Source organism: Paenibacillus pini JCM 16418 (assembly GCF_000576305.1).
In the GTDB taxonomy this organism is placed as follows: domain Bacteria; phylum Bacillota; class Bacilli; order Paenibacillales; family Paenibacillaceae; genus Paenibacillus_AQ; species Paenibacillus_AQ pini.
The window spans coordinates 12,657-33,143 of the sequence record NZ_BAVZ01000021.1 but is presented as its reverse complement, the minus strand read 5'-3'; the positions used below and the strand labels follow the sequence as shown (position 1 = coordinate 33,143).

The 20,487-nt window shown below is 44.3% G+C and carries 15 protein-coding genes and 3 pseudogenes; 3 read left to right on the top strand and 15 right to left on the bottom strand.

Translation table 11 applies throughout. From position 1 onward, the window contains the following. Positions 1 to 149: 149 nt before the first annotated feature. A pseudogene (uvrA, locus tag JCM16418_RS20200) lies at positions 150 to 3,011 on the bottom strand (excinuclease ABC subunit UvrA). A gap of 117 nt (positions 3,012 to 3,128) precedes the next feature. Continuing rightward, positions 3,129 to 5,119: pseudogene (uvrB, locus tag JCM16418_RS20195) on the bottom strand (excinuclease ABC subunit UvrB). Between the two features lie 174 nt (positions 5,120 to 5,293). On the opposite strand from uvrB, the gene JCM16418_RS20190 reads away from it, so the two are divergent. Continuing rightward, complete coding sequence (locus JCM16418_RS20190; RefSeq protein WP_036652603.1) at positions 5,294 to 6,088, top strand: flagellar motor protein; 795 nt, start codon at positions 5,294 to 5,296, stop codon at positions 6,086 to 6,088. Further along, entirely contained in the window at positions 6,072 to 6,893 is an 822-nt protein-coding gene (locus JCM16418_RS20185; RefSeq protein WP_036652601.1) for a flagellar motor protein MotB, read from the top strand. Before JCM16418_RS20190 ends, JCM16418_RS20185 begins: the two co-directional genes overlap by 17 nt. Positions 6,894 to 6,970: 77 nt before the next feature. On the opposite strand, the gene JCM16418_RS20180 is transcribed toward JCM16418_RS20185, so the two are convergent. The 6 genes from JCM16418_RS20180 to ftsE form a co-directional block, all read right to left on the bottom strand. Beyond that, on the bottom strand, positions 6,971 to 7,279 hold the full coding sequence (locus JCM16418_RS20180; RefSeq protein WP_036652599.1) for a hypothetical protein: 309 nt from the start codon (positions 7,277 to 7,279) through the stop codon (positions 6,971 to 6,973). A 36-nt stretch (positions 7,280 to 7,315) separates the two neighbouring features. Further along, positions 7,316 to 8,626 carry a PDZ domain-containing protein gene (locus JCM16418_RS20175; RefSeq protein WP_052020604.1) on the bottom strand — a complete coding sequence of 437 codons (1,311 nt, stop codon included), beginning with the start codon at positions 8,624 to 8,626 and terminating at the stop codon, positions 7,316 to 7,318. A gap of 63 nt (positions 8,627 to 8,689) precedes the next feature. After that, the gene (locus JCM16418_RS20170; protein ID WP_036652621.1) at positions 8,690 to 10,153 is read right to left on the bottom strand and encodes a S41 family peptidase; all 1,464 of its coding nucleotides are present in this window, start codon (positions 10,151 to 10,153) and stop codon (positions 8,690 to 8,692) included. Positions 10,154 to 10,247: 94 nt separating this feature from the next. Continuing rightward, positions 10,248 to 11,561: a murein hydrolase activator EnvC family protein gene (locus JCM16418_RS20165; RefSeq protein ID WP_036652620.1), complete on the bottom strand. Its 1,314-nt coding sequence runs from the start codon at positions 11,559 to 11,561 to the stop codon at positions 10,248 to 10,250. A gap of 88 nt (positions 11,562 to 11,649) precedes the next feature. Continuing rightward, on the bottom strand, positions 11,650 to 12,564 hold the full coding sequence (gene ftsX / locus JCM16418_RS20160; RefSeq protein ID WP_036652598.1) for a permease-like cell division protein FtsX: 915 nt from the start codon (positions 12,562 to 12,564) through the stop codon (positions 11,650 to 11,652). Then, positions 12,554 to 13,240, bottom strand: a complete 687-nt coding sequence (ftsE, locus tag JCM16418_RS20155; RefSeq protein ID WP_036652596.1) for a cell division ATP-binding protein FtsE — start codon at positions 13,238 to 13,240, stop codon at positions 12,554 to 12,556. The genes ftsX and ftsE overlap by 11 nt, the downstream gene beginning before the upstream one ends. A 210-nt stretch (positions 13,241 to 13,450) precedes the next feature. Between ftsE and JCM16418_RS20150 the strand changes: the two genes are divergently transcribed. Further along, the gene (locus JCM16418_RS20150) at positions 13,451 to 14,890 is read left to right on the top strand and encodes a VanW family protein (protein WP_036652595.1); all 1,440 of its coding nucleotides are present in this window, start codon (positions 13,451 to 13,453) and stop codon (positions 14,888 to 14,890) included. 90 nt (positions 14,891 to 14,980) lie between these two features. On the opposite strand, the gene JCM16418_RS25345 is transcribed toward JCM16418_RS20150, so the two are convergent. From JCM16418_RS25345 to JCM16418_RS20125, 7 genes and pseudogenes are all read right to left on the bottom strand, one after another. After that, a complete protein-coding gene (locus JCM16418_RS25345) occupies positions 14,981 to 15,136 on the bottom strand; it encodes a hypothetical protein (protein ID WP_162832486.1) in 156 nt (51 codons plus the stop codon). A gap of 60 nt (positions 15,137 to 15,196) precedes the next feature. After that, a complete protein-coding gene (locus tag JCM16418_RS20145) occupies positions 15,197 to 15,940 on the bottom strand; it encodes a hypothetical protein (RefSeq protein WP_036652593.1) in 744 nt (247 codons plus the stop codon). A gap of 28 nt (positions 15,941 to 15,968) precedes the next feature. Beyond that, positions 15,969 to 16,544, bottom strand: coding sequence for a polymer-forming cytoskeletal protein (locus JCM16418_RS20140; protein WP_052020595.1), 576 nt, complete (start codon positions 16,542 to 16,544; stop codon positions 15,969 to 15,971). Next, entirely contained in the window at positions 16,517 to 16,693 is a 177-nt protein-coding gene (locus JCM16418_RS25085; protein ID WP_156327236.1) for a hypothetical protein, read from the bottom strand. The genes JCM16418_RS20140 and JCM16418_RS25085 overlap by 28 nt, the downstream gene beginning before the upstream one ends. A gap of 3 nt (positions 16,694 to 16,696) precedes the next feature. Continuing rightward, positions 16,697 to 17,335, bottom strand: coding sequence for a YhbD family protein (locus JCM16418_RS20135; RefSeq protein ID WP_036652592.1), 639 nt, complete (start codon positions 17,333 to 17,335; stop codon positions 16,697 to 16,699). Positions 17,336 to 17,708: 373 nt separating this feature from the next. Then, positions 17,709 to 19,112, bottom strand: a complete 1,404-nt coding sequence (gene argH / locus JCM16418_RS20130) for an argininosuccinate lyase (RefSeq protein WP_036652590.1) — start codon at positions 19,110 to 19,112, stop codon at positions 17,709 to 17,711. 91 nt (positions 19,113 to 19,203) lie between these two features. Further along, positions 19,204 to 20,435, bottom strand: a pseudogene (locus JCM16418_RS20125) (argininosuccinate synthase). Positions 20,436 to 20,487: the final 52 nt, after the last annotated feature.

Genomic DNA, 20,487 nt, shown 5'->3' with positions numbered 1-20,487 from the left:
AATGCCTATGTACCAGGATTAATCCGACTGATGTCTATTATGATCCAAATCCCATTATTTTATTAGAAAAGCCATGTGCATCCTCTGGAATGACACACGGCTTCTTATCATGATTAGTAATAATTGTTAAGTGTACTTAGAACTTAGACTTAAACTTGGACTTTCAAAGCCTCACTACGTGCCGTATCTCGTTCTAACACCCGTTTAAGATATTTGCCCGTGTACGACTCCTCGACCTCCACAATCTGCTCCGGTGTACCCGTCGCAATGATGGTACCCCCACCACTACCACCTTCAGGACCGAGGTCAATCAGGTAGTCTGCCGTCTTAATAACATCGAGATTATGCTCAATGACAAGCACGGATTCGCCTGAATCCACAAGTCGATGAAGTACGGTAAGTAGGCGATCGATATCATCTACATGTAAACCTGTAGTTGGTTCATCGAGAATATACAAGGTTTTACCCGTACTCCGACGATGTAACTCGGATGCTAGCTTCACACGCTGCGCTTCCCCACCAGATAAGGTTGTCGCAGGCTGTCCCATGTTTACATAACCAAGACCAACATCCATTAATGTCTGTAGTTTACGATGAATCTTAGGGATGTTCTTGAAAAATTCTGTCGCATCCTCCACCGTCATCTCCAGCACTTCAGCAATACTCTTGCTCTTATACTTAACTTCAAGGGTTTCACGGTTATATCGTTTCCCTTTGCAAATTTCGCAAGGCACATATACATCCGGTAGGAAATGCATTTCAATCTTAATTATTCCATCCCCACGGCAGGCCTCACAACGTCCACCTTTTACGTTAAAACTGAAGCGACCTTTCTTGTATCCGCGCATTTTGGCCTCATTTGTCTGCGCGTAAATATCGCGAATATCATCAAATACACCCGTGTATGTCGCTGGATTAGAGCGTGGAGTACGTCCGATTGGAGACTGATCGATATCAATAACCTTCTCCAAATGTTCAAGGCCCTTAATTTCCTTATGCTGACCAGGTCTAACCTTAACCGCTTTGTTCAACACTTTCGCTAGTGTTTTATACAGAATTTCATTGACCAATGTTGACTTACCTGAACCCGATACACCTGTTACCGCTGTGAATACACCGATTGGAATTTTGACGTTAAGATTCTTTAGGTTATTCTCTTTGGCTCCACGAATCTCCAACCAACGTTGTTTGTCAGGCTTGCGACGTTCCGAGCTAACGGGAATGAACTTGCGCCCACTCAAATATTGTCCTGTCAATGAATTAGGATCATCCATAATCTCTTGCGGTGTTCCCTTGGCCATAATCTGACCTCCGTGGATGCCCGCTCCAGGTCCGATATCGATAATATAGTCGGCCGCCATCATCGTATCCTCATCATGTTCTACGACAATAAGTGTATTACCTAAGTCCCTCATATGCTCCAATGTAGCAATCAATCGATCATTATCTCTCTGATGCAGTCCAATACTTGGTTCATCCAGAATATACAGGACGCCCATAAGACTAGAACCTATTTGGGTTGCAAGTCGAATACGCTGCGCTTCACCACCCGAAAGTTCCTGCTGCTCGGCTGAGTGTAAGGTAATCTAGTCCAACATTAACTAAGAATCCAAGGCGACTATTGATTTCTTTTAAAATAAGATTGGCGATAGCTGTTCTTTCTCACTTAAAGTAAGTTGATTAAAGAGTTCCATAGCTTCACCTATGGAAAGACTCGTTACATGAGAAATATTATAATCATTAACTGTAACCGCGAGTACTTCCTTCTTCAGGCGGTGACCCTTACATAGTTCACATGGCTTAGCACTCATAAACCCTTCGATAAATTCACGTATACCTTCGGATGCCGTATCTCTATAACGTCGCTCTAAATTCGGAATGATGCCCTCAAAAACGACATGTGCTTCTTTGTGATGTCCAAAGTCATTGTGATATACAAAGCGAACCTTCTGACTACCTGTACCCTTGAGCAGTTTATCCATATCTTCACTCTTGAGCTTACCTACAGGAACATCCTGTGGAATGCCAAAATGAGCACATACCGAACTTAGAAACTGCGGATAGTAATTGGAAGTGCTACCGGTCCAAGCCAGGAATGCACCGTCTTCAATGGACTTGTCCATGTCTGGAATAAGCAGATCTGGATCGACGATCATTTTGACACCTAAACCGTCACATTCTTGGCAAGCTCCAAATGGGCTATTAAACGAAAACATCCGCGGAGACAATTCTTCCATGCTGAACCCACAAATCGGACATGCGAAATTCGAGCTAAAACGTAGTTCTTCCTGATCTATTACATCCACCAATAACTGTCCACCCGACAGCTTAAGAGCCGTTTCAATCGAGTCAGCAAGTCGAGATTCAACGCCTTCTTTGATCACAATTCGGTCTACAACAACCTCAATGGTATGCTTCTTGTTCTTCTCAAGTTCAATGTTCTCTGCGAGTTCACGCAGTTCTCCGTTTACCCGCACCCGAACGAATCCTTGTTTACCGATATCGGCTAAGAGTGCCTTATGTTCGCCCTTACGTCCTGAAATCAGCGGAGCAAGTAACTGTAGTCGAGTCTTCTCCGGAAATTGCGTAATACGGTCTACCATTTGCTCTACCGTCTGCGAAGTAATTTCTACCCCATGATCCGGGCAATGTGGATGGCCGATTCGAGCAAAGAGTAGCCGTAAATAATCATAAATTTCTGTAACCGTTCCGACCGTGGAACGCGGATTCCGGCTTGTCGTCTTCTGATCAATGGAAATCGCCGGAGACAGACCCTCTATGGAATCCACATCTGGTTTCTCCATCTGACCCAAAAACTGCCGAGCATAAGCAGATAGCGACTCTACGTAACGACGTTGTCCTTCAGCATAGATCGTATCAAACGCAAGTGAAGATTTGCCCGATCCGCTTAAACCTGTTAATACAACGAAACGGTCTCTCGGAATGGTAATATCAATGTTTTTCAAGTTATGGGCTCTTGCGCCCTTAATTACAATATTCTCACTAGCCAACGCTAACTCATCTCCTTCAATCAAAGGCTGTTGATGATACGACTTTATTCTTAATTAAATATGCATCTATAAAAGGAACGACTTATGCTTGCAGTCGTTCCCCTATTATTCTTATAGCTACTCTGCTTTGATCTCCAGTAGTGCGTCACGCAGCTCGGCTGCCCGCTCAAACTGTAGGTTCTTAGCCGCCTCTTTCATCTCTACCTCAAGCCGCTGAATCAGCGATTGACGATCTTTCTTATTCAGCTTGCCTGCCGCTCCCGTGAGATAATCCGCTTTGGATTCAGCAACTTTCGTTGCTTCAATAACATCCCGGACTTTCTTCCGAATCGTCTGTGGCGTAATCCCATGCTCCTCATTGTAAGCAATCTGAATGGTGCGGCGGCGCGCCGTTTCCTTCATAGCTTTGTCCATTGAGTCCGTTATTTTGTCACCATACATAATCACAAAACCTTCGGAGTTACGAGCCGCCCGTCCAATCGTCTGGATCAGTGACCGTTCTGAACGAAGGAAACCTTCCTTATCCGCATCAAGGATCGCAACCAATGAAACTTCGGGCAAATCCAGACCTTCCCTTAACAGGTTAATACCCACTAGGACATGAAATGTACCTAGCCGCAGGTCACGAAGAATAGCGATCCGCTCTAAAGTCTTGATGTCGGAGTGTAAATATCTGACCTTAATTCCAATCTCCTTCAGATAATCCGTAAGATCCTCAGACATTTTCTTCGTCAGTGTAGTGACTAGCACACGTTCATCACGATCAATGCGTTCTCGAATTTGTCCGATAAGGTCATCAATTTGCCCTTTCGATGGATGCACTTCAATAATAGGGTCCAGCAAACCGGTAGGTCTGATAATCTGTTCTACCATTGTACTGCAGTGTTCGATCTCATAAGGACCAGGCGTAGCGATACATAAACAATTTGTTTGACCTTCTCTTCAAATTCTTCAAACTTCAATGGTCGGTTGTCCAGTGCAGAAGGTAGGCGAAATCCATGTTCCACCAATACGGTTTTACGTGCACGGTCACCATTATACATCGCTCGGATTTGCGGCAGAGTCACATGCGACTCATCCACAACAATTAGCATATCATCAGGGAAGTAATCCATTAACGTATACGGCGTTGCGCCTGGTTCACGGAACGTGAGTGGTCCAGAATAGTTCTCAATCCCAGAACAAAAGCCCACTTCCTTCATCATCTCTATATCATAGCGAGTTCTCTGTTCGAGTCGCTGTGCTTCTAACAATTTACCTGCTTCACGCAGGACGGTCAGGCGATCTTCCAGTTCTCGTTCAATATTCACGAGCGCAACTCGCATTGTCTCTTCTTGCGTCACGAAGTGAGATGCTGGAAAAATGGCAATATGATCTCGTTCTCCAACCAGTTCTCCGGTCAGCACATCAATTTCTGTAATCCGTTCAATCTCATCACCGAACAATTCGATACGAACAGCCTGCTCTCCCTTGGAGGCAGGGAATATCTCAATCACATCGCCACGAACGCGGAACGTTCCGCGTACAAAGTTAATGTCATTGCGCTGATACTGAATATCGACAAGTCTCGCCAAAATCTGATTACGAGGCTTCTCCATACCTACTCGTAACGAAAGTAACAAGCTAGAGTATTCATGCGGCGATCCCAAGCCGTATATGCAGGATACACTCGCTACAATAATGACATCTCTACGTTCGAACAACGAACTGGTAGCGGAGTGACGAAGCTTATCAATTTCTTCATTTATACTAGAATCCTTCTCGATATACGTATCTGAGGAAGGAATGTACGCTTCGGGCTGATAGTAGTCATAATAACTTACAAAATAATCCACAGAGTTCGTGGGAAAGAACTCCTTAAACTCACTCGCAAGCTGAGCAGCTAGCGTCTTGTTATGGGCTATAACTAGTGTAGGCCGATTGACCTTGGCAATGACCTGTGCCATTGTAAAGGTTTTACCTGTACCTGTAGCCCCGAGCAATGTCTGCTCTCGTTTACCCTGCTTAAGGCCCTCAACCAGCTCCACTATCGCGTTGGGCTGATCTCCCTGCGGGCTGTATTCTGACTCGAGCTCGAATGCTTTGGTACTAACGACAATATCACTCATTGCCCAACATCACCCTTATCATCTAAAATAGATATTCTAAACTATATGTCGAGATTTCCCGATATTATATTATAGGAAATCCTTGTTTAAATAAGAATATTTGTTCCTATTAATTATACCTTGATCAGTTTCCTTATGCAAACCCCAACTCAACAATAGGAGTGATTCATCAACATGGATTTGACTACAATTATTGGTTTACTAGCCGGCCTGTTCGCGCTGGTAGGAGGATTTCTATGGGAAGGAGGTAAGATTGGCGGGTTAATGCAGCAGACCGCTGCTCTCATCGTATTTGGCGGTACCATCGCCGCCGTTATGGTCAGCTTCCCTCTTGTTAAACTTAAGACCATCCCACACGCGCTGCGCTTTGCCTTTGTTCGTCAGGACGACCATACGGAGCAGTTGATTGAGGATCTGGTTGGAATGGCTACAACTGCCCGTCGTAATGGTGTTTTACAATTGGAAAGAACGGCATCAGAGCATCCCAACTTATTTTTACGGGAAGGCATTCAAATGGTGGTAGATGGAACTGAAGGTCCATTAATCGCACAGATTATGGAGCTTGAAATGGACGCTGTAGAACACAAACATGAAGGCTATGCCAAAATTTTTGAATCAGCCGGTGGCTATGCACCAACCATGGGTATCATCGGTACGGTTATGGGACTCATTCATGTACTTGGTAGCCTTCAACAACCAACCGAGCTGGGACCAGCCATTGCTGTCGCATTTACAGCTACCCTGTACGGCGTTGCGAGTGCTAATATTATCTTTTTGCCCATTGCATCCAAAATTAAATCCCGGAGCGCTGACGAAATTCAGAATATGGAATTATTACTACAAGGAGTCCTCGCCGTTCAGAACGGAGAGCATCCCAATTTAGTCCGTAAGAAGCTTAACTCTTTTACACCTGTTGAACGTTACCATATACCTGTAGCAAAGGAGGGATTTGATGAGACGGCGAGGTAGAAGACGAGGCAGCGGAAAGAATGACGGCATGGAAAGCCGGGACCGCTGGCTTATTACCTACGCTGACCTGATCACGCTGCTACTCATATTTTTTGTTATGATGTACGCAATGAGCCGGCTAGATACTGAAAAATATAAAGTCGTGACCGAATCACTGCAGCTTACATTTAAGAGTGGCGATTCAATTCTTGAGCAAGGCGCTGGACTTACCGGCGATGCCGCCAAGAACAATCATAAGAACCCGGATACAACGATAAAGACCCCGGTCATAGGGGAAAAAACGCCAGAAGATACAACCTCTAAACCTTTGACGGAACGCGAACAAGCTTTCCGCTCACAGGAGCAGGAGTTACAAAATTTAATGAAAGTCATCTCAGCTTATGTAAAGGATAATCGTCTAGAAAATCAAATTTTCGTTGCTGATGAACCTCAGGGCATTGCTATTACACTAAGTGATAAATTTCTGTTCGACATCGGTAAGGCAGATCTCAAACCTATCTCAGAACCTGCACTGGACAAGCTGGCCAGTCTATTTAAAGAACTAAAGACAACCATCAGTATTGAAGGTCATACGGATAATGTTCCGATTACGCATGCCTCCAAGTACAAGGACAATTGGGATTTGTCTGGTGCTCGTGCGCTGTCAATACTTCGTTTCTTTCTGGACCAGAAGAAGCTAAATCCTGCTGAATTTCAATATGCAGGTTATGCCGACACACGCCCAGTTGGTGATAATACAACCGAACTTGGTAAGCAGAAGAACCGCCGCGTTGAAATCATTGTATTGCGGCAATTACACGATTAAATCACAATAAAAGGCCCTACGAATACATTCGTAGGGCCTTTTATCTAGCAATGTATAGCTAGTATTATTATGTCGTTCTAATATCGATCTCCTTGAATTCTTGGTCTCTGAAATGCACTAATCAATAGGAGCACTCCCGAAATTAAATGCATGAACCAGCCCACAAGTGGAATCCAAGAAATTAAGCAAGTCAGAATGCCAAATCCTGATCCATACACAGGTTCCCTCTTTCCTAGTGAGATCACAAGAGTAATGATATGGAGGATTCCCATAATTACCAACACACTATAAGAACTTCCTATTACAATGAGCCCACCAATTATGGGGATGGCTAAGGTGAATTCAAACACACCCGTAATTAATCTTAATATACTAGAACCACTCAAATAAATCCCCCCTATTATCATTTAATCATGTATATGCTACATAGGGAAAGAATCTTCCTCTATATCATCTGATCTATAGGTATCTGGCAATTTGTTGCGAGCATTGACCTTCATCCCTACGATTTGAAAAATACTAACTGGTTTCATCACCAATGCTACACCGGCATCTGGATCTGGCGCCAAAATGACTCCTAGCTGGTGATGATCACCTGCGTATATGGCCCTCTGTATAAACTTACTTTCCCCCTGAAGATTACGGACTTCCAACTTACAAAATGCCGGATTCATGCGTAGCGCGCTATGCAATTGCTCCTTCGTACGAATCAACACTCCGTTTACCTTTAGAATCGTTTCTCCTGTGACGATACCTAGTTCCTGAGCTGGACTACCCGGTATAATGCCAAGCACCTTCATCCCCTGTGTGGGATGCACAAATATCGGACTCTGATTCTGCTCCTCAAAACGACTATACCAGACTAGCCCTTCGTGAAGCAGGATGCTTGCAAGTGACGCCACAATGATAAGCGGTGTCCACCATGCTGATAATAGACTGAGTGCAAATAGAGCAACACTATATATAAGCAGGCGTTTAAATGTACGCGTAGCCTTTACCTGCGGCAGTAAGCTTTGTGTCATCTCACTAAAACCAATGACGACTGGAAGTGCCATCATACTAAATCCGCCACTCCATCCGTTTCCTAGTAGAGGAGTCCAAGGCAGAATACTTCCACTAGTCTGTGCAGGGATGAGTAGGAACAGCGGTAGCGGCCAGAATGCCTGCATCTGATATCCTCCAACCAGCTTGCCTCGCTTACTCTCCATAAACAGTGGATTGGCAAACGACACACCCTGCAGCTTAATCAATAGTGCTTCTGCTAAGTGTAGAATAGCCACTAGCGCTAACAATGCAGGAATATCTAGACCTCGGATCGTGTCTGTTATCGATCCCATGAAACTGGTTGGCTCCCAATTCGTAAATAGGTTTAAACCGAATTGCATTACACCTAAAATACCGATCGAGTACGCAAAGCATAGATAGCGAATACGAAACAGAAGTAATACAATCGCTACTGCCCATATACAAATAATTGCCTCTTGCGTCAATGATATACCCAAAAAGGCCACTGCTATTGAAACACTAATACCTGCAATTAATCCCCCTACAATCGTACGAAAGGTTTGATTCCCCCAACTGTGAAGGCGGACATGAAACAGCTTACGTTCTAGTAATACCTGCCTGCGATAAATCAACATCATAAATATGATCGAAATATAGTAAAACGGCTGTAATAACAGCTGTACCAGAGCATCTGTAAAATTCCATAATAATTCCAAAGCCAAATTCAAACTAGGTCACTCCTCCCAAATAAAGCTTAGTACAGAAAAAAAGAAGGCTGAAGTTCAGCCTTCTTACTTATTCGACGCGGAAGCCGCGATTTCCTTCCGTACCTCTTCGATTCCACTCTTCATTTGATTGTCCCGCTTCGGATCTCGAATCGCTTTAATCAGTGCTGATTCAAGGCTTTCTGCCGTTTTGGCATCGATAATTCCGGTAACCTTAAGCTTCTCGCTACTTTGGAATTCCTTGACTGCTGTGGTCGTCTTCTGATCGAAAAAACCGTCCTTGCGTCCTGGCTTGAATCCAAGGCCATCCAGCATGATTTGAGCATTCTTCACATCACTGTTATTCGTATTATACTGTAGGCTCACCTTTTTATTGATTGGAGCTACAGAGAAATAATCCGGTTGTGAAACCGCAATATCCGGTTTAATTCCTTTTTTATGAATCCATGATCCATTCGGTGTAAGCCACTTCGCAATTGTAATTTTGAGTAAACTACCATCACCTAGTTGTTTCTCAAAACTAGTCTGTACGGTCCCTTTACCAAATGAATTCTCACCCATAAGCTTAGCACCAGCGGACTGCTGCAAAGCACCTGCTAAAATCTCAGAAGCGCTAGCACTTCCTTTATTCATTAGCAATGTTACAGGGTAAGACTTACCTTTACCTTTGGATACATTCTTATCACGTTTCTTATCCTTATCTTCAACTTGCACGATCACTTTACCTTGTGGGACGAACTGGTCTGCAATATCAATAACGACTGACAATACCCCACCAGGGTTATTACGGACATCAATCACTAGGCCCTTCATGTCCTGTTGCTCAAGCTTCGTTAATTCGCTCTTGAAACGCTCGCCCGTGTTCAATGAAAACTGTGTAATTTCAATGACACCAATCTTACCTGGTTCCATATGAGCTTTGACCGTTTCCAGATCTACATCATCACGAACGATAACAAACTCGATTGGTGAGGCTGTACCTGTACGCTTGACAGATACCTTCGCTTCACTTCCTTTTGGACCACGTATCTTAGCCACTGCTTCATTGAGTTCAAGACCTTGTAAAGACTGTCCGTTAACCGAAAGAATAATGTCCTTAGCCCGGATACCTGCTTTCTCAGCAGGAGAACCCTTAATTGGAGAGACAACCATAACATTCCCGTTGTCCGAGGAAACCTCAGCCCCAATACCACTAAAAGAACCTTCAATACTCTCTTCAAATTCTTTGGCAGTCTGTTTACCCATATATGAGGAATACGGATCTTCGAGCGATTGCATCATCCCGTTAATCGCACCATCCACCAGTTTTGTACGATCTACATCTTGATAGTAGTTACCCTCAATAAGATCGAGGGCCGTTCCAAGTTTCTTGGCCTCTTCCTGTTTGAGTCCATTAGACCCGCCGCTCGCAAGGATACCGGCACCCGGACTTGTAGCAAAGCTATGATCCTTTGATACGAACAGCGTCAATGCGCTACTGCCGACAATAGCCAGAATCAGCAATAAAACGACTGTTTGTTTTTTGAGCATATGTCCACCGCCTTTTATTTTCAGATCAAGATCAATGACCCGGGCCAATCATCCTAGTATATGTTTGGCTTGTACGGAATATTTATACTCATCACTACAGATACGGCATTGGATCAACAGCATTGCCATCATTACGAACTTCAAAGTGTAAATGTGGCCCTGTTACTTGCCCAGTAGCACCTGACTCTGCAATAACTTGACCGCGAGAAACATGATCTCCCACGCTTACTTTAATACCACCTTGACGGATATGACCATAAAGGGTCCACATGCCACCTCCATGATCAACAATAACGCAGTATCCGTAACCGCTATACCACTCCGCTAATATGACATTCCCTTCATCAGCAGCATGAATAGAAGTTCCTTGAGGCACAGCTAAATCGACACCTTTATGCATTTTGCCGACTTCACCAGTTACCGGATGGACCCTGCGTCCGAATCCAGATGAAACGCGTGCTCCACTAACGGGTAATAGAAGCGGACCGCCGTTGCCTGAGAAGCCACTTATAGATGAACTACCTGAAACATGGCCTTTAGATGAAGCCTTCTTCGCAGCAGCGGCCTTCTTGGCGGCTGCTTTCTTGGCTGCAGCTAAGGCTGCTCTCTTAGCGGCAGCGGCTCTACGTGCCGCTTCCTCCGCCTTAATCTTATTCTTCTCCTGTTGCAACGCAGAACGCTTACTAACCAAAGTAACGAGCATTTGGTCCTGCTCTTCACTAATGCCATCTGATTCCTCAATCTCATGGTCATACTGAGCAATCAGGACCTGCTTTTGCTTCTCATTTTCGTCCAATATTGATTTCTGTGTTTCCATATCGGCATATAAATTCTTAGCTTCCGCATACTGGCCCTTTAAATCATTCTGCTTGTCCAATACAAGAGCCTTGTCCTTCTTATGTTGCTCAACTAAATCTTTATCCTGATCTGCGAAGTTCTTAATTGTATCCGCTCGCTCTAGGAAATCAGAAAAACTGGTTGCAGCAAGGAGCACTTCTAAATAAGAAACATTCCCATCTGTATACATCAGTCTGACACGCGACTCTAACATCTTCTCACGTGACTGGATCCGTTCTTCCGCTTCATCCAGTTCATTTGCCGTCTTTCGAAGATTCTCTTGTGTTTGATCAATACGAACCGATAGGCTGGCCAAATTAGTACTAACTTGATCAATTCGGTCCAATACAGTCTGCAGGTTCTGTGTCGTTTTATTCTTATAATGCTGAGCTTCCTGCTTCTTCGCATCAGCCGATGCCTTCTGCTTCTTCGCGGACTGTGCTTGTTGCTGCAGCAATCTCAATTCATGTTCAATTTGATCTACCGTTTTACGCTTGGCATATCCTTCTGTGGGCTGAAAAATAACAGCTGCCAACATCGCAACGGCTACTATAGAGGCGATTTTTTTCAACTTGCGCTCCCCATCCTTTTTCAAAATGTTCTCCCGTTCAGCTGACATCCCGTAATGATCAGACGAGGCTTATAACGAAGCCTCATATTTATACCTTCAAAAACTTACGAATGGAGAGCGTTGTCCCCCACATTCCGATAAGTACACCTAATACGAACAATATGCCCCCAATTTGAAGCCAAATTTGTTTCAGGGGAATTAAAGAAACCTGTAGTGCAAGATCCGAACTAACCGCAGAAATCAACTGATCATATCCAACAAACAATATTCCAATGGTAATTAGCGAACCAATAAGACCAATCAATGTTCCTTCAACAAAGAACGGCCAGCGTATAAAGTTATTCGTTGCTCCGACCAGCTTCATAATGCCAATTTCCTTACGGCGCGCTAGGATTGTTACTCGAATGGTATTAGATATTAGGAACATCGACATAAGTGCTAATCCCGCTACAAAAATAAAGCCAACATTGCGAACAGTCCGCGTAACCTTGAATAAAGTTTCAATTGTACCTTTTCCATACTTTACTTTGAAAATAGGCTGTTCGGTATGGGTTGTGTTCAGTGCTTCAATCTTCTTCGCTACAAAAGGGACGGTAGTCGGTTCGATTACTTCCACCATGATTGTATCGGGAATCGGGTTATTATCCTTGCTAAAACCTTCAAGAATATCCTTTCCCTCATCACCCATACTTTTGCGGAAATCCTCAAGGCCCTGCGCTTTGGAAATAAAGCTTATTCGGCTAACCTCAGGCATGGAAGCAATTTCCTTCTGTAAGGATTCACGAAGCTTCTGATCTACTGTCACATTCAGAAATGCCCGAATCTGCACCTGACTATCGGCCTTGTCGGCAATGGCATTCACATTTAGGACTAGAAGAACAAAAACGCCCAGAATAAAAAGGGACACGATGATGGAGGTAATAGATGCCACTGACATCCATCCATTGCGGAATACGTTCCTACACCCTTCCCGTAAATGACGCAAGAAGGTGTTAAAAGTCATATCCGTATTCTCCTCTCAACTGATCCCGCACAATGTTGCCTTGTTCGATTGCTATAACACGCTTACGCATAGAATTTACAATGTCCTTGTTGTGAGTGGCCATAACAATCGTCGTTCCCCGAAAATTAATCTCATCGAGCAATTGCATGATGCCCCACGAGGTTTCCGGGTCTAAATTACCTGTAGGCTCGTCCGCGATAATGACAGAAGGATTATTGACGATTGCTCTTGCAATCGCAATACGCTGCTGCTCCCCGCCGGAGAGCTGTGCAGGTTGACGGTTCGCTTTGGACTTCAAACCTACCAAATCCAACACTTCCATCACGCGTTTCTTCATCTGACGTTTTGGCGATTCGATAACCTCCATCGCAAAGGCTACATTCTCAAATGCCGATAGTCGAGGTAACAAGCGAAAATCCTGAAAAATAACGCCTATGTTACGGCGAACGTAAGGAATCTTACGCTGCTTCAGCTTACCAATGTTAAACCCATTTACAGAGATTTGACCTTTAGTGGGTACTTCTTCTCTATAAATCAGTTTCATAAATGTCGATTTACCTGCGCCGGACGGTCCGACAACGTATACAAACTCGTTTCGATCAATCTTAACGGTGACTCCTTGAAGGGCATGTGCGCCATTCGGATACGTCTTCCATACATCCTGCATTTCGATCACGTTCTTCATCACTTCCTAATTACATAATTAGCCATTATAATTTCGACACATTCCAGCTAATTCCTTTAAAAAACTTTAGAAATCATCAAGATGTTTTCCATTGTAACAAAATTGTTACCTTTTTAGTACCCGAAATTTTTCCATGGTTACGGGCATATACATGAAAATAGCATTAATCGTGATTAATACGAAGTCAGAAGGTGGGAGCCCATGAAAAAAATTCATTTAAGCCTGATCATCATCGCCAGTCTCGTGTTGATCGGTTCCATCACCGCAGGATGGATTCATCTCTACGCAAACCAAAACACCGTCCCAGAAAATGTACAGGTCTCTGGGTGGGACGTAGGCGGCAAGAAAACGACCGATGTGCTCAAAGAACTTGATGAGCGACTCCAACAGATGGGGGAACTTCCCTTAAACTTGTCTATGACGAAGCAAGATGTTCCGGAAGTAAAGTTGACATTGGCCGAGGCGGGAGTGACATACGAAGCAGAGACTTTTCGTAATGCTCTATTACAACTAAGCGCAGGTAGCTGGTGGGATAAACTGAATTATCGCCGTGAGTTTAGTCAGAACTGGAGTCTTGTTCCCCACTTCGATCCATCCGTCCTTAAAAGCATGTACAATGACACGTGGGAGAAGGAGCACTTTGGCATACCCGTGAATGCAACTCGGCGAATTAACGACAATGATCAGATTATCTATACGACTGAGACATCCGTGGCGCGCATTGACTGGCAGACGTTCTCAGAGCAGATGACTGCAATCATTCCTAAAGATTTCACTCCTATCGACAATCGATCTACCCAAGCACTTAAGCTTGATCTTCCTATTTATACACTTCAACCGAAGATTACTTATAAGGGGCTAAAGGATGAAGGAATTGATCGTAAAATTGTTCAGTTCTCCACTACCCTTGGGTCAAGTGGTCCGGGTAGAATCTATAACGTCAGTTCAGCCGCAAAGGCAGTGGACGGTATGGTGCTGAAACCCGGTGATCTTTTTGATTACAGCAAGGTTATTGCTAAGGCGGAGAAGGAATCCGGTTTCCAAGAGGCCCCCGTCATTGTGAATGGCAAGCTTGTGCCGGGTATTGGCGGAGGGATCTGCCAGGTATCCAGTACAGTCTACAATGCAGCTCTGCGCACGGGCATGGAAATCGTTGAACGTCGCAATCATTCCCTTCCTGTCAGCTACTTGCCTAAAGGCCAAGATGCCACCTTTGCCTCAGGCTCTATTAATTTTCGCTTTAAGAACAATACAGGTAAGACGCTAATTATTCGCGCTGCTGTTCAGGAGCACAAACTAACCGTTAAATTCTTTGGCACCTTTCCCGAAAATATTGAATACGCACTTGAATCGAACATCGTGAAGACTTTGCCCGTTACGGATAAATTTGTACAAAATGCTTCGATACCTACGGATGGCCAGGAAATTCTACAGAGTGGAAAACCTGGTTATGTGGTTGAGACCTATCAAACCAAAATCGTAGATGGAAAAGTCATTGAAAAACACAAGATATCTACAGATACCTACCGTCCGCAGAATCGCCTGATTGCCGTCCCTCCCGGTAGTGGAAGAGCCAAAAACAATGGTCCTGCTTCTAATGATTCCGTAGTTGAGGATGGTGTGAGCGGTCCGAATCTCTAAGCTCAAATTGAACATACTTCTCTCACCATGAACAAACCAAAAAAGCGCTCCTACAGGAGCGCTTTTTACTTATAGTATGTACTTTCTTTTTTAACGGATGAGTTCAAGCTTCCGAGCCTGATCCTCTGTCAGAATATACTCTTCTTTAGGCCATACCTCATCCTCGTCATCCACACCAAACATACTCATGACCTGACTCCAGATGCCTTTCTCTACCGCTTCTGCTTGTGTAATGATAACCTTCATCTTATATCGTCTCCCTTCGTTCTATAAGGAGAATTACCCTCAGCTTTCGCTGAGGAAACCTCATACAATGATTTGATTCACCTGAGAAACCGAAGCACTTGGATCATACTTGAATTCTTCAGCATATTCGACCAAACCTATTTCGCAGCCAGGTCCAAGCGTTACATGCCGCCCCCGTACAATCTTCGCTATCGTATACTCCAGATACAACTCATCGCCTTCAATGCTACCCGCTTGAAAGGTTCCTTCCATACTTGTGATCAATTTGTTCAGAATTGGGACACTGAATCCCCTGCTTACATGAAGTTTACTGCCACCCACTTCTCGTGCCTTGCTTGAGCCATGCATCTTAAGCTGCAAATGCTCAACATTTAACATGCCGTCCACCTCGAGGGAACCTCGGATCGTCATATCTTCACATTGACAGTCTGCTGCAACACTCAGCGTGCCGTTGACCTTGACCTTCTCAGCAGTCATTCGTTGTCCAACGGATAATTCACCATTTATCGTAATCAACTTCGCGCTTAGTTCTCCTAGCACTCGTAAATTTCCATTTAATTTAGCACTCTCAGACCGCATGCCTTCGGTGATTTGTATTTCACCAGTGCAATTAAATCCACCTGTGCTTACCATTCCTCTTACCTGAGTATTTCCCATACATTTAAATGCGTTACATGTTATCGAACCATTGATCTCAGCATCACCCATGATTTTGACTAGGTTAAACGTTCCTCCTGCCGAGCTTCCATTACCCATAATCTTCATATCTGAAAATTTAACATTCTCGTTGTTAGAAGCTGTCATACGCACCCTCCTCAAGTTAAACTAATCCTTATATCTGTTGAATCGATCCAATCTTTGCATCAGGATGCTGAATCATTTCATGCTTATATTCAACCAACCGAATTTGACATCCGGGGCCAATTCTAACTTCGTTGCCTCGCACCGTATCGGCATCTGTATACTCCAGTTCAATGAAATCACCTTCGATTACATTCACCTTCAAACGAGCCGCAAACGTACCTGTTAGTTGCTCTAGTACACGGAATTTCTTCGTCCGCTTAACCGTTATTCTCTCGACGCCAATTTCATGAGCCCGACACGGAAAATTAAGCTTAATATCCACCTGTCCTGCATTCAACAGCCCCTCAATATTAAACCCACCATGTACTGAAAGAGTCTCACATTGAACGTCGCCCCTTGTCTTCAAACTTCCGTCCACCTTCACTTTATCAGCGCTAAGATTCTTCTCGATGGACACTCTTCCGTTCACCTCAAGAGAATCTTTGCATACTACAGCATCCTTCATTGTTGCCATACCATCCACGAGAATTCGATCTGCATGAACAGCCCCATTTATAGATAAGGTACCACTTGCCGTTACCGCCTCTGATTGCAATGCTCCCATAACATGAACCTTCCGTGTGCAGTCAATGAAACACAGTCGGTATCCTGATTTATAGTGCCCATCCCATCGATCTGCACATGCTGATAGCTGCCCCCAGCCGCCTTGCCCATTCCCGATAAAATCAAATCATGACGTGATTGCTGCTCCACTCCTCATTCCTCCCGTTCATTCAAGCTCATCTTCAATTCTTCAATACAGGCTGTGACCGACATTCGAACGACCCACTTTACACCCTTGTCAAAATAAATATGTTCCATGGACTCTGCGAGTACGAATGAAGTTACGCCCATTTTGCGGAAAAGAACAACTTCACAGGGTCTGCTAGCAAAATGCTCTTCATGTTCCTTGAGTAAATGTATCAGCATCTTCCCCTCGCCTTGGGTCATTTCCCCACTCTGGAGTAGCTTCTCTAATACAAATAGACAAACCATATCGGAAAAGGCCAGTGTTTCCTGGCTCCCTTGAACTTCTTCATACAAATGTAGGGTTGTTTGAGTAACAATGTTACGTTCAACAAGTTTTTGTGCTCCAAGTGAAATGTCGTCTGAGCTTGGCGAGAACACATCCGCAAGCTCATCCAGGGATAAGCCATCCTTCATATTCTTAATTCGATCAATACGTTGTAATATCTTCTCCCGCGGGAAAAAAGTTTCTTGCCCCGTATAAGAGGATTTACGTATAAACCAATCCTCTGGGATGAGATTCTTACGTTTCCATCGATACAGCTGACCATATGATATGCCGGTCCATTCCAGCAGTTCTTTTTTTGAGATCAATTCGTCTTCGTTCATTTGTATAATGACCCCCTCAAAATAAATGTAACATAACATTGTTACGTTGTAAATATTTAATAGTAGAGGTTGAATCTAAAAAATTAGTGTTTGACATTGAGCGAGGCGACCGCTGCGGTTACGGATCGTTCTTCCGATCGCTGTTGTCTCTGAATTTCTTAATCTTATTATTTTAAAAGGTAGAAATTCGGAGACAAAGGCGACCGCTACCGCTTCTTCAGATCGATTCCGTCCCCTTCGCTACTTTCGCTTTTTAGCAACCCCTAATTTTGGCGTTGAACCAGAATAGATACATACAAAAAACCGATAGAGAATGTACTAATCTCTATCGGTTATGTTTATATGTTAACCTGTAACTCGTAGCGCTTGTCCTTTATTCGTGCTCTCCAAGCCACTGCTCCGTCATATTCAGCAATACCTCGCCGCGTTTAATGGCATTTACAACCTGATCGGTTGCCGTTCCTCCGTATACATTACGAGCATCCACTACCGTCTCTGGCTGTAATACGCCATAAATGCTGTCATCAAACAACGGTGAGAATTGCTTGAACTCATCCATGGAGAGGTCAAGCAAGTATTTGCTGTTCTGAATACAATACAGCACGGTTTTACCGATGACTTCATGTGCTTGACGGAAAGGAAGACCTTTACCTACTAGGAAGTCCGCAATGTCCGTAGCATTAGAGAAATCTTTGTTAACCGCATCACGCATACGTCCTTTGTTTACCTTCATCGTCGTGATCATTGGAGCGAACAATTGTAACGCTCCTTCAAGGGTAGCGACAGTGTCAAACATGCCTTCTTTATCTTCCTGCATGTCCTTGTTGTATGCAAGCGGCAGAGACTTCAATACGGTCAATAGACCGATTAAGTTACCATAAACGCGGCCTGTTTTACCACGAACAAGCTCGGGAACATCCGGATTCTTCTTCTGTGGCATAATGCTGCTGCCCGTGCAGAACGCATCATCAAGCTCAACGAAGCCAAACTCTGTGCTGCTCCACAGCACAAGCTCTTCCGATAGACGGGAGAGGTGCATCATGATGATCGAAGCGTGGGATAGAAACTCCACGATGAAATCACGATCGCTAACTGCATCTAGACTATTTTCATAGACACGATCAAACTGAAGCTGTTCCGCTACATAGTGACGATCGATTGGGAATGTCGTTCCTGCAAGAGCCCCTGCACCTAGCGGCAATACATTAATACGTTTATAGCTATCCATTAGACGCTCAATGTCACGTTGGAACATTGATACATACGCCATCAGATGATGAGCAAAAAGAATCGGCTGTGCACGCTGTAAGTGTGTATAACCTGGAACAATTGTATCTAGATTATCACGTGCCTGCGTAACTAAAGCATGTTGAAGCGTATGCAGCATACCTGTAAGCTCCACCACACGTTTACGTAAGTATAAGTGCATATCCGTAGCTACTTGGTCATTACGACTACGTCCTGTATGCAGCTTACCACCAACAGGTCCGATTTCTTGAATTAAGTTCTTCTCGATATTCATGTGAATATCTTCATCGGATACGGAGAATTCAATCTCTCCATCCCTAATTTTTCCTAATACGGTGTTCAGCCCTTCTTTAATCTTCTCCACGTCTTCGAGTGGCAGAATCCCACATTTACCTAACATGGTCACATGGGCCAAGCTGCCTTGAATATCTTCCTCAGCCAACGCTTGGTCAAAACCAATCGATGCCGTATACTCGTCTACCAAATGGTTGGTCTGCTTTGTGAAGCGTCCTCCCCACAATTTACTCATAGCTTTTCCCTCTCCTCTTCTAAACAGCAGAGAGCCGTCCCAACTCCTTCACAAAGAAGCAGGAACGGCTTTCATGCAGCCATAGGTTGTTTTATTGATTCAGTTCTACGCCTTTACTCACTTTGAGACGAAGGGCGTTCAAACGGATAAATCCAGTAGCATCGCCTTGGTCATAAGCTTGTGTAGGATCAGCTTCCATCGTAGCAATGTCCGGGTTGTACAAGCTGACAGGACTCTTCACGCCAGCACCGATAATATTACCTTTATACAGCTTCACGCGAACGGTTCCGCTCACATTCTTCTGGCTTTCTTGTACCAACGCTTGCAATGCAAGGCGTCTGGTGCGAACCAGAAACCGTTATATACAAGAGTGGCATAGCGAGTAATTAGGCTATCACGAAGATTCATCACTTCACGATCCATCGTAATGGATTCCATTTTGCGGTGTGCGGTGAACAGAATGGTTCCGCCCGGCGTTTCATACACGCCGCGGCTCTTCATACCCACAAAACGATTCTCTACCATATCTACGCGCCCAATACCGTGCTTGCCGCCCAGTTCATTTAATTTATCCATAACTTCTAACGGACTCATCTTCTGTCCATTTAGAGCAACGCAGTCACCTTTAGCAAATTCAAGCTCTAGGTATTCCGCTTCATCTGGTGCATCCTCTGGGGACACACTCAGCAGGAACATATCTTTATTTTCCGTCGTGCTTGGGTCAAACCAAGGATCTTCAAGCACGCCGCTCTCATAGCTGATATGTAGCAAGTTGCGATCCATGGAATAAGACTTAGCAGCTGAAGCAGTAACTGGGATGCCATGCTTCTCAGCGTAAGCGATCATTTCAGCACGTCCAGGGAAATCATTACGGAATTCTTCAAGACGCCAAGGAGCAATGACATTAATATCTGGTGCCAGTGCAGCTACACCTAGTTCGAAACGAACTTGGTCGTTACCTTTACCTGTAGCGCCGTGAGCAATCATCGTTGCGCCTTCAGCACGGGCGATATCCACCATACGCTTCGCGATCAGCGGACGAGCAATACTCGTACCTAGCAGATATTGTCCTTCATACAAAGCACCCGATTGGAACATCGGAAAGATAAAATCATTTGCGAATTCATCACGAAGATCGTCGATGTATACTTTGGAAGCACCCGTAGCGAGAGCCTTTTCCTCCAAGCCATCTAGCTCTTCCTTTTGTCCAACATCAGCTGTAAAAGCGATAATTTCAGCATCATAGGTTTCTTTTAGCCATTTGAGAATGATCGACGTATCCAAACCGCCGGAGTATGCGAGTACAATCTTTTCTTTTGCCATCGTAAGGTTCCTCTCCCTGTATCCTTTATGAATCGAAATTCGGATTATATAA

What these genes read in the sequence shown, in the direction of transcription:
- ftsX (WP_036652598.1), bottom strand. Translation starts at nt 12,564, where the DNA reads ATGACTTTTAACACCTTCTTGCGTCATTTACGGGAAGGGTGTAGGAAC.
- JCM16418_RS20140 (WP_052020595.1), bottom strand. Translation starts at nt 16,544, where the DNA reads ATGGGAGCATTGCAATCAGAGGCGGTAACGGCAAGTGGTACCTTATCT.
- JCM16418_RS20150 (WP_036652595.1), top strand. Translation starts at nt 13,451, where the DNA reads ATGAAAAAAATTCATTTAAGCCTGATCATCATCGCCAGTCTCGTGTTG.
- JCM16418_RS20145 (WP_036652593.1), bottom strand. Translation starts at nt 15,940, where the DNA reads ATGACAGCTTCTAACAACGAGAATGTTAAATTTTCAGATATGAAGATT.
- JCM16418_RS20190 (WP_036652603.1), top strand. Translation starts at nt 5,294, where the DNA reads ATGGATTTGACTACAATTATTGGTTTACTAGCCGGCCTGTTCGCGCTG.
- JCM16418_RS25345 (WP_162832486.1), bottom strand. Translation starts at nt 15,136, where the DNA reads ATGAAGGTTATCATTACACAAGCAGAAGCGGTAGAGAAAGGCATCTGG.
- JCM16418_RS20185 (WP_036652601.1), top strand. Translation starts at nt 6,072, where the DNA reads ATGAGACGGCGAGGTAGAAGACGAGGCAGCGGAAAGAATGACGGCATG.
- JCM16418_RS20135 (WP_036652592.1), bottom strand. Translation starts at nt 17,335, where the DNA reads ATGAACGAAGACGAATTGATCTCAAAAAAAGAACTGCTGGAATGGACC.
- JCM16418_RS20170 (WP_036652621.1), bottom strand. Translation starts at nt 10,153, where the DNA reads ATGCTCAAAAAACAAACAGTCGTTTTATTGCTGATTCTGGCTATTGTC.
- argH (WP_036652590.1), bottom strand. Translation starts at nt 19,112, where the DNA reads ATGAGTAAATTGTGGGGAGGACGCTTCACAAAGCAGACCAACCATTTG.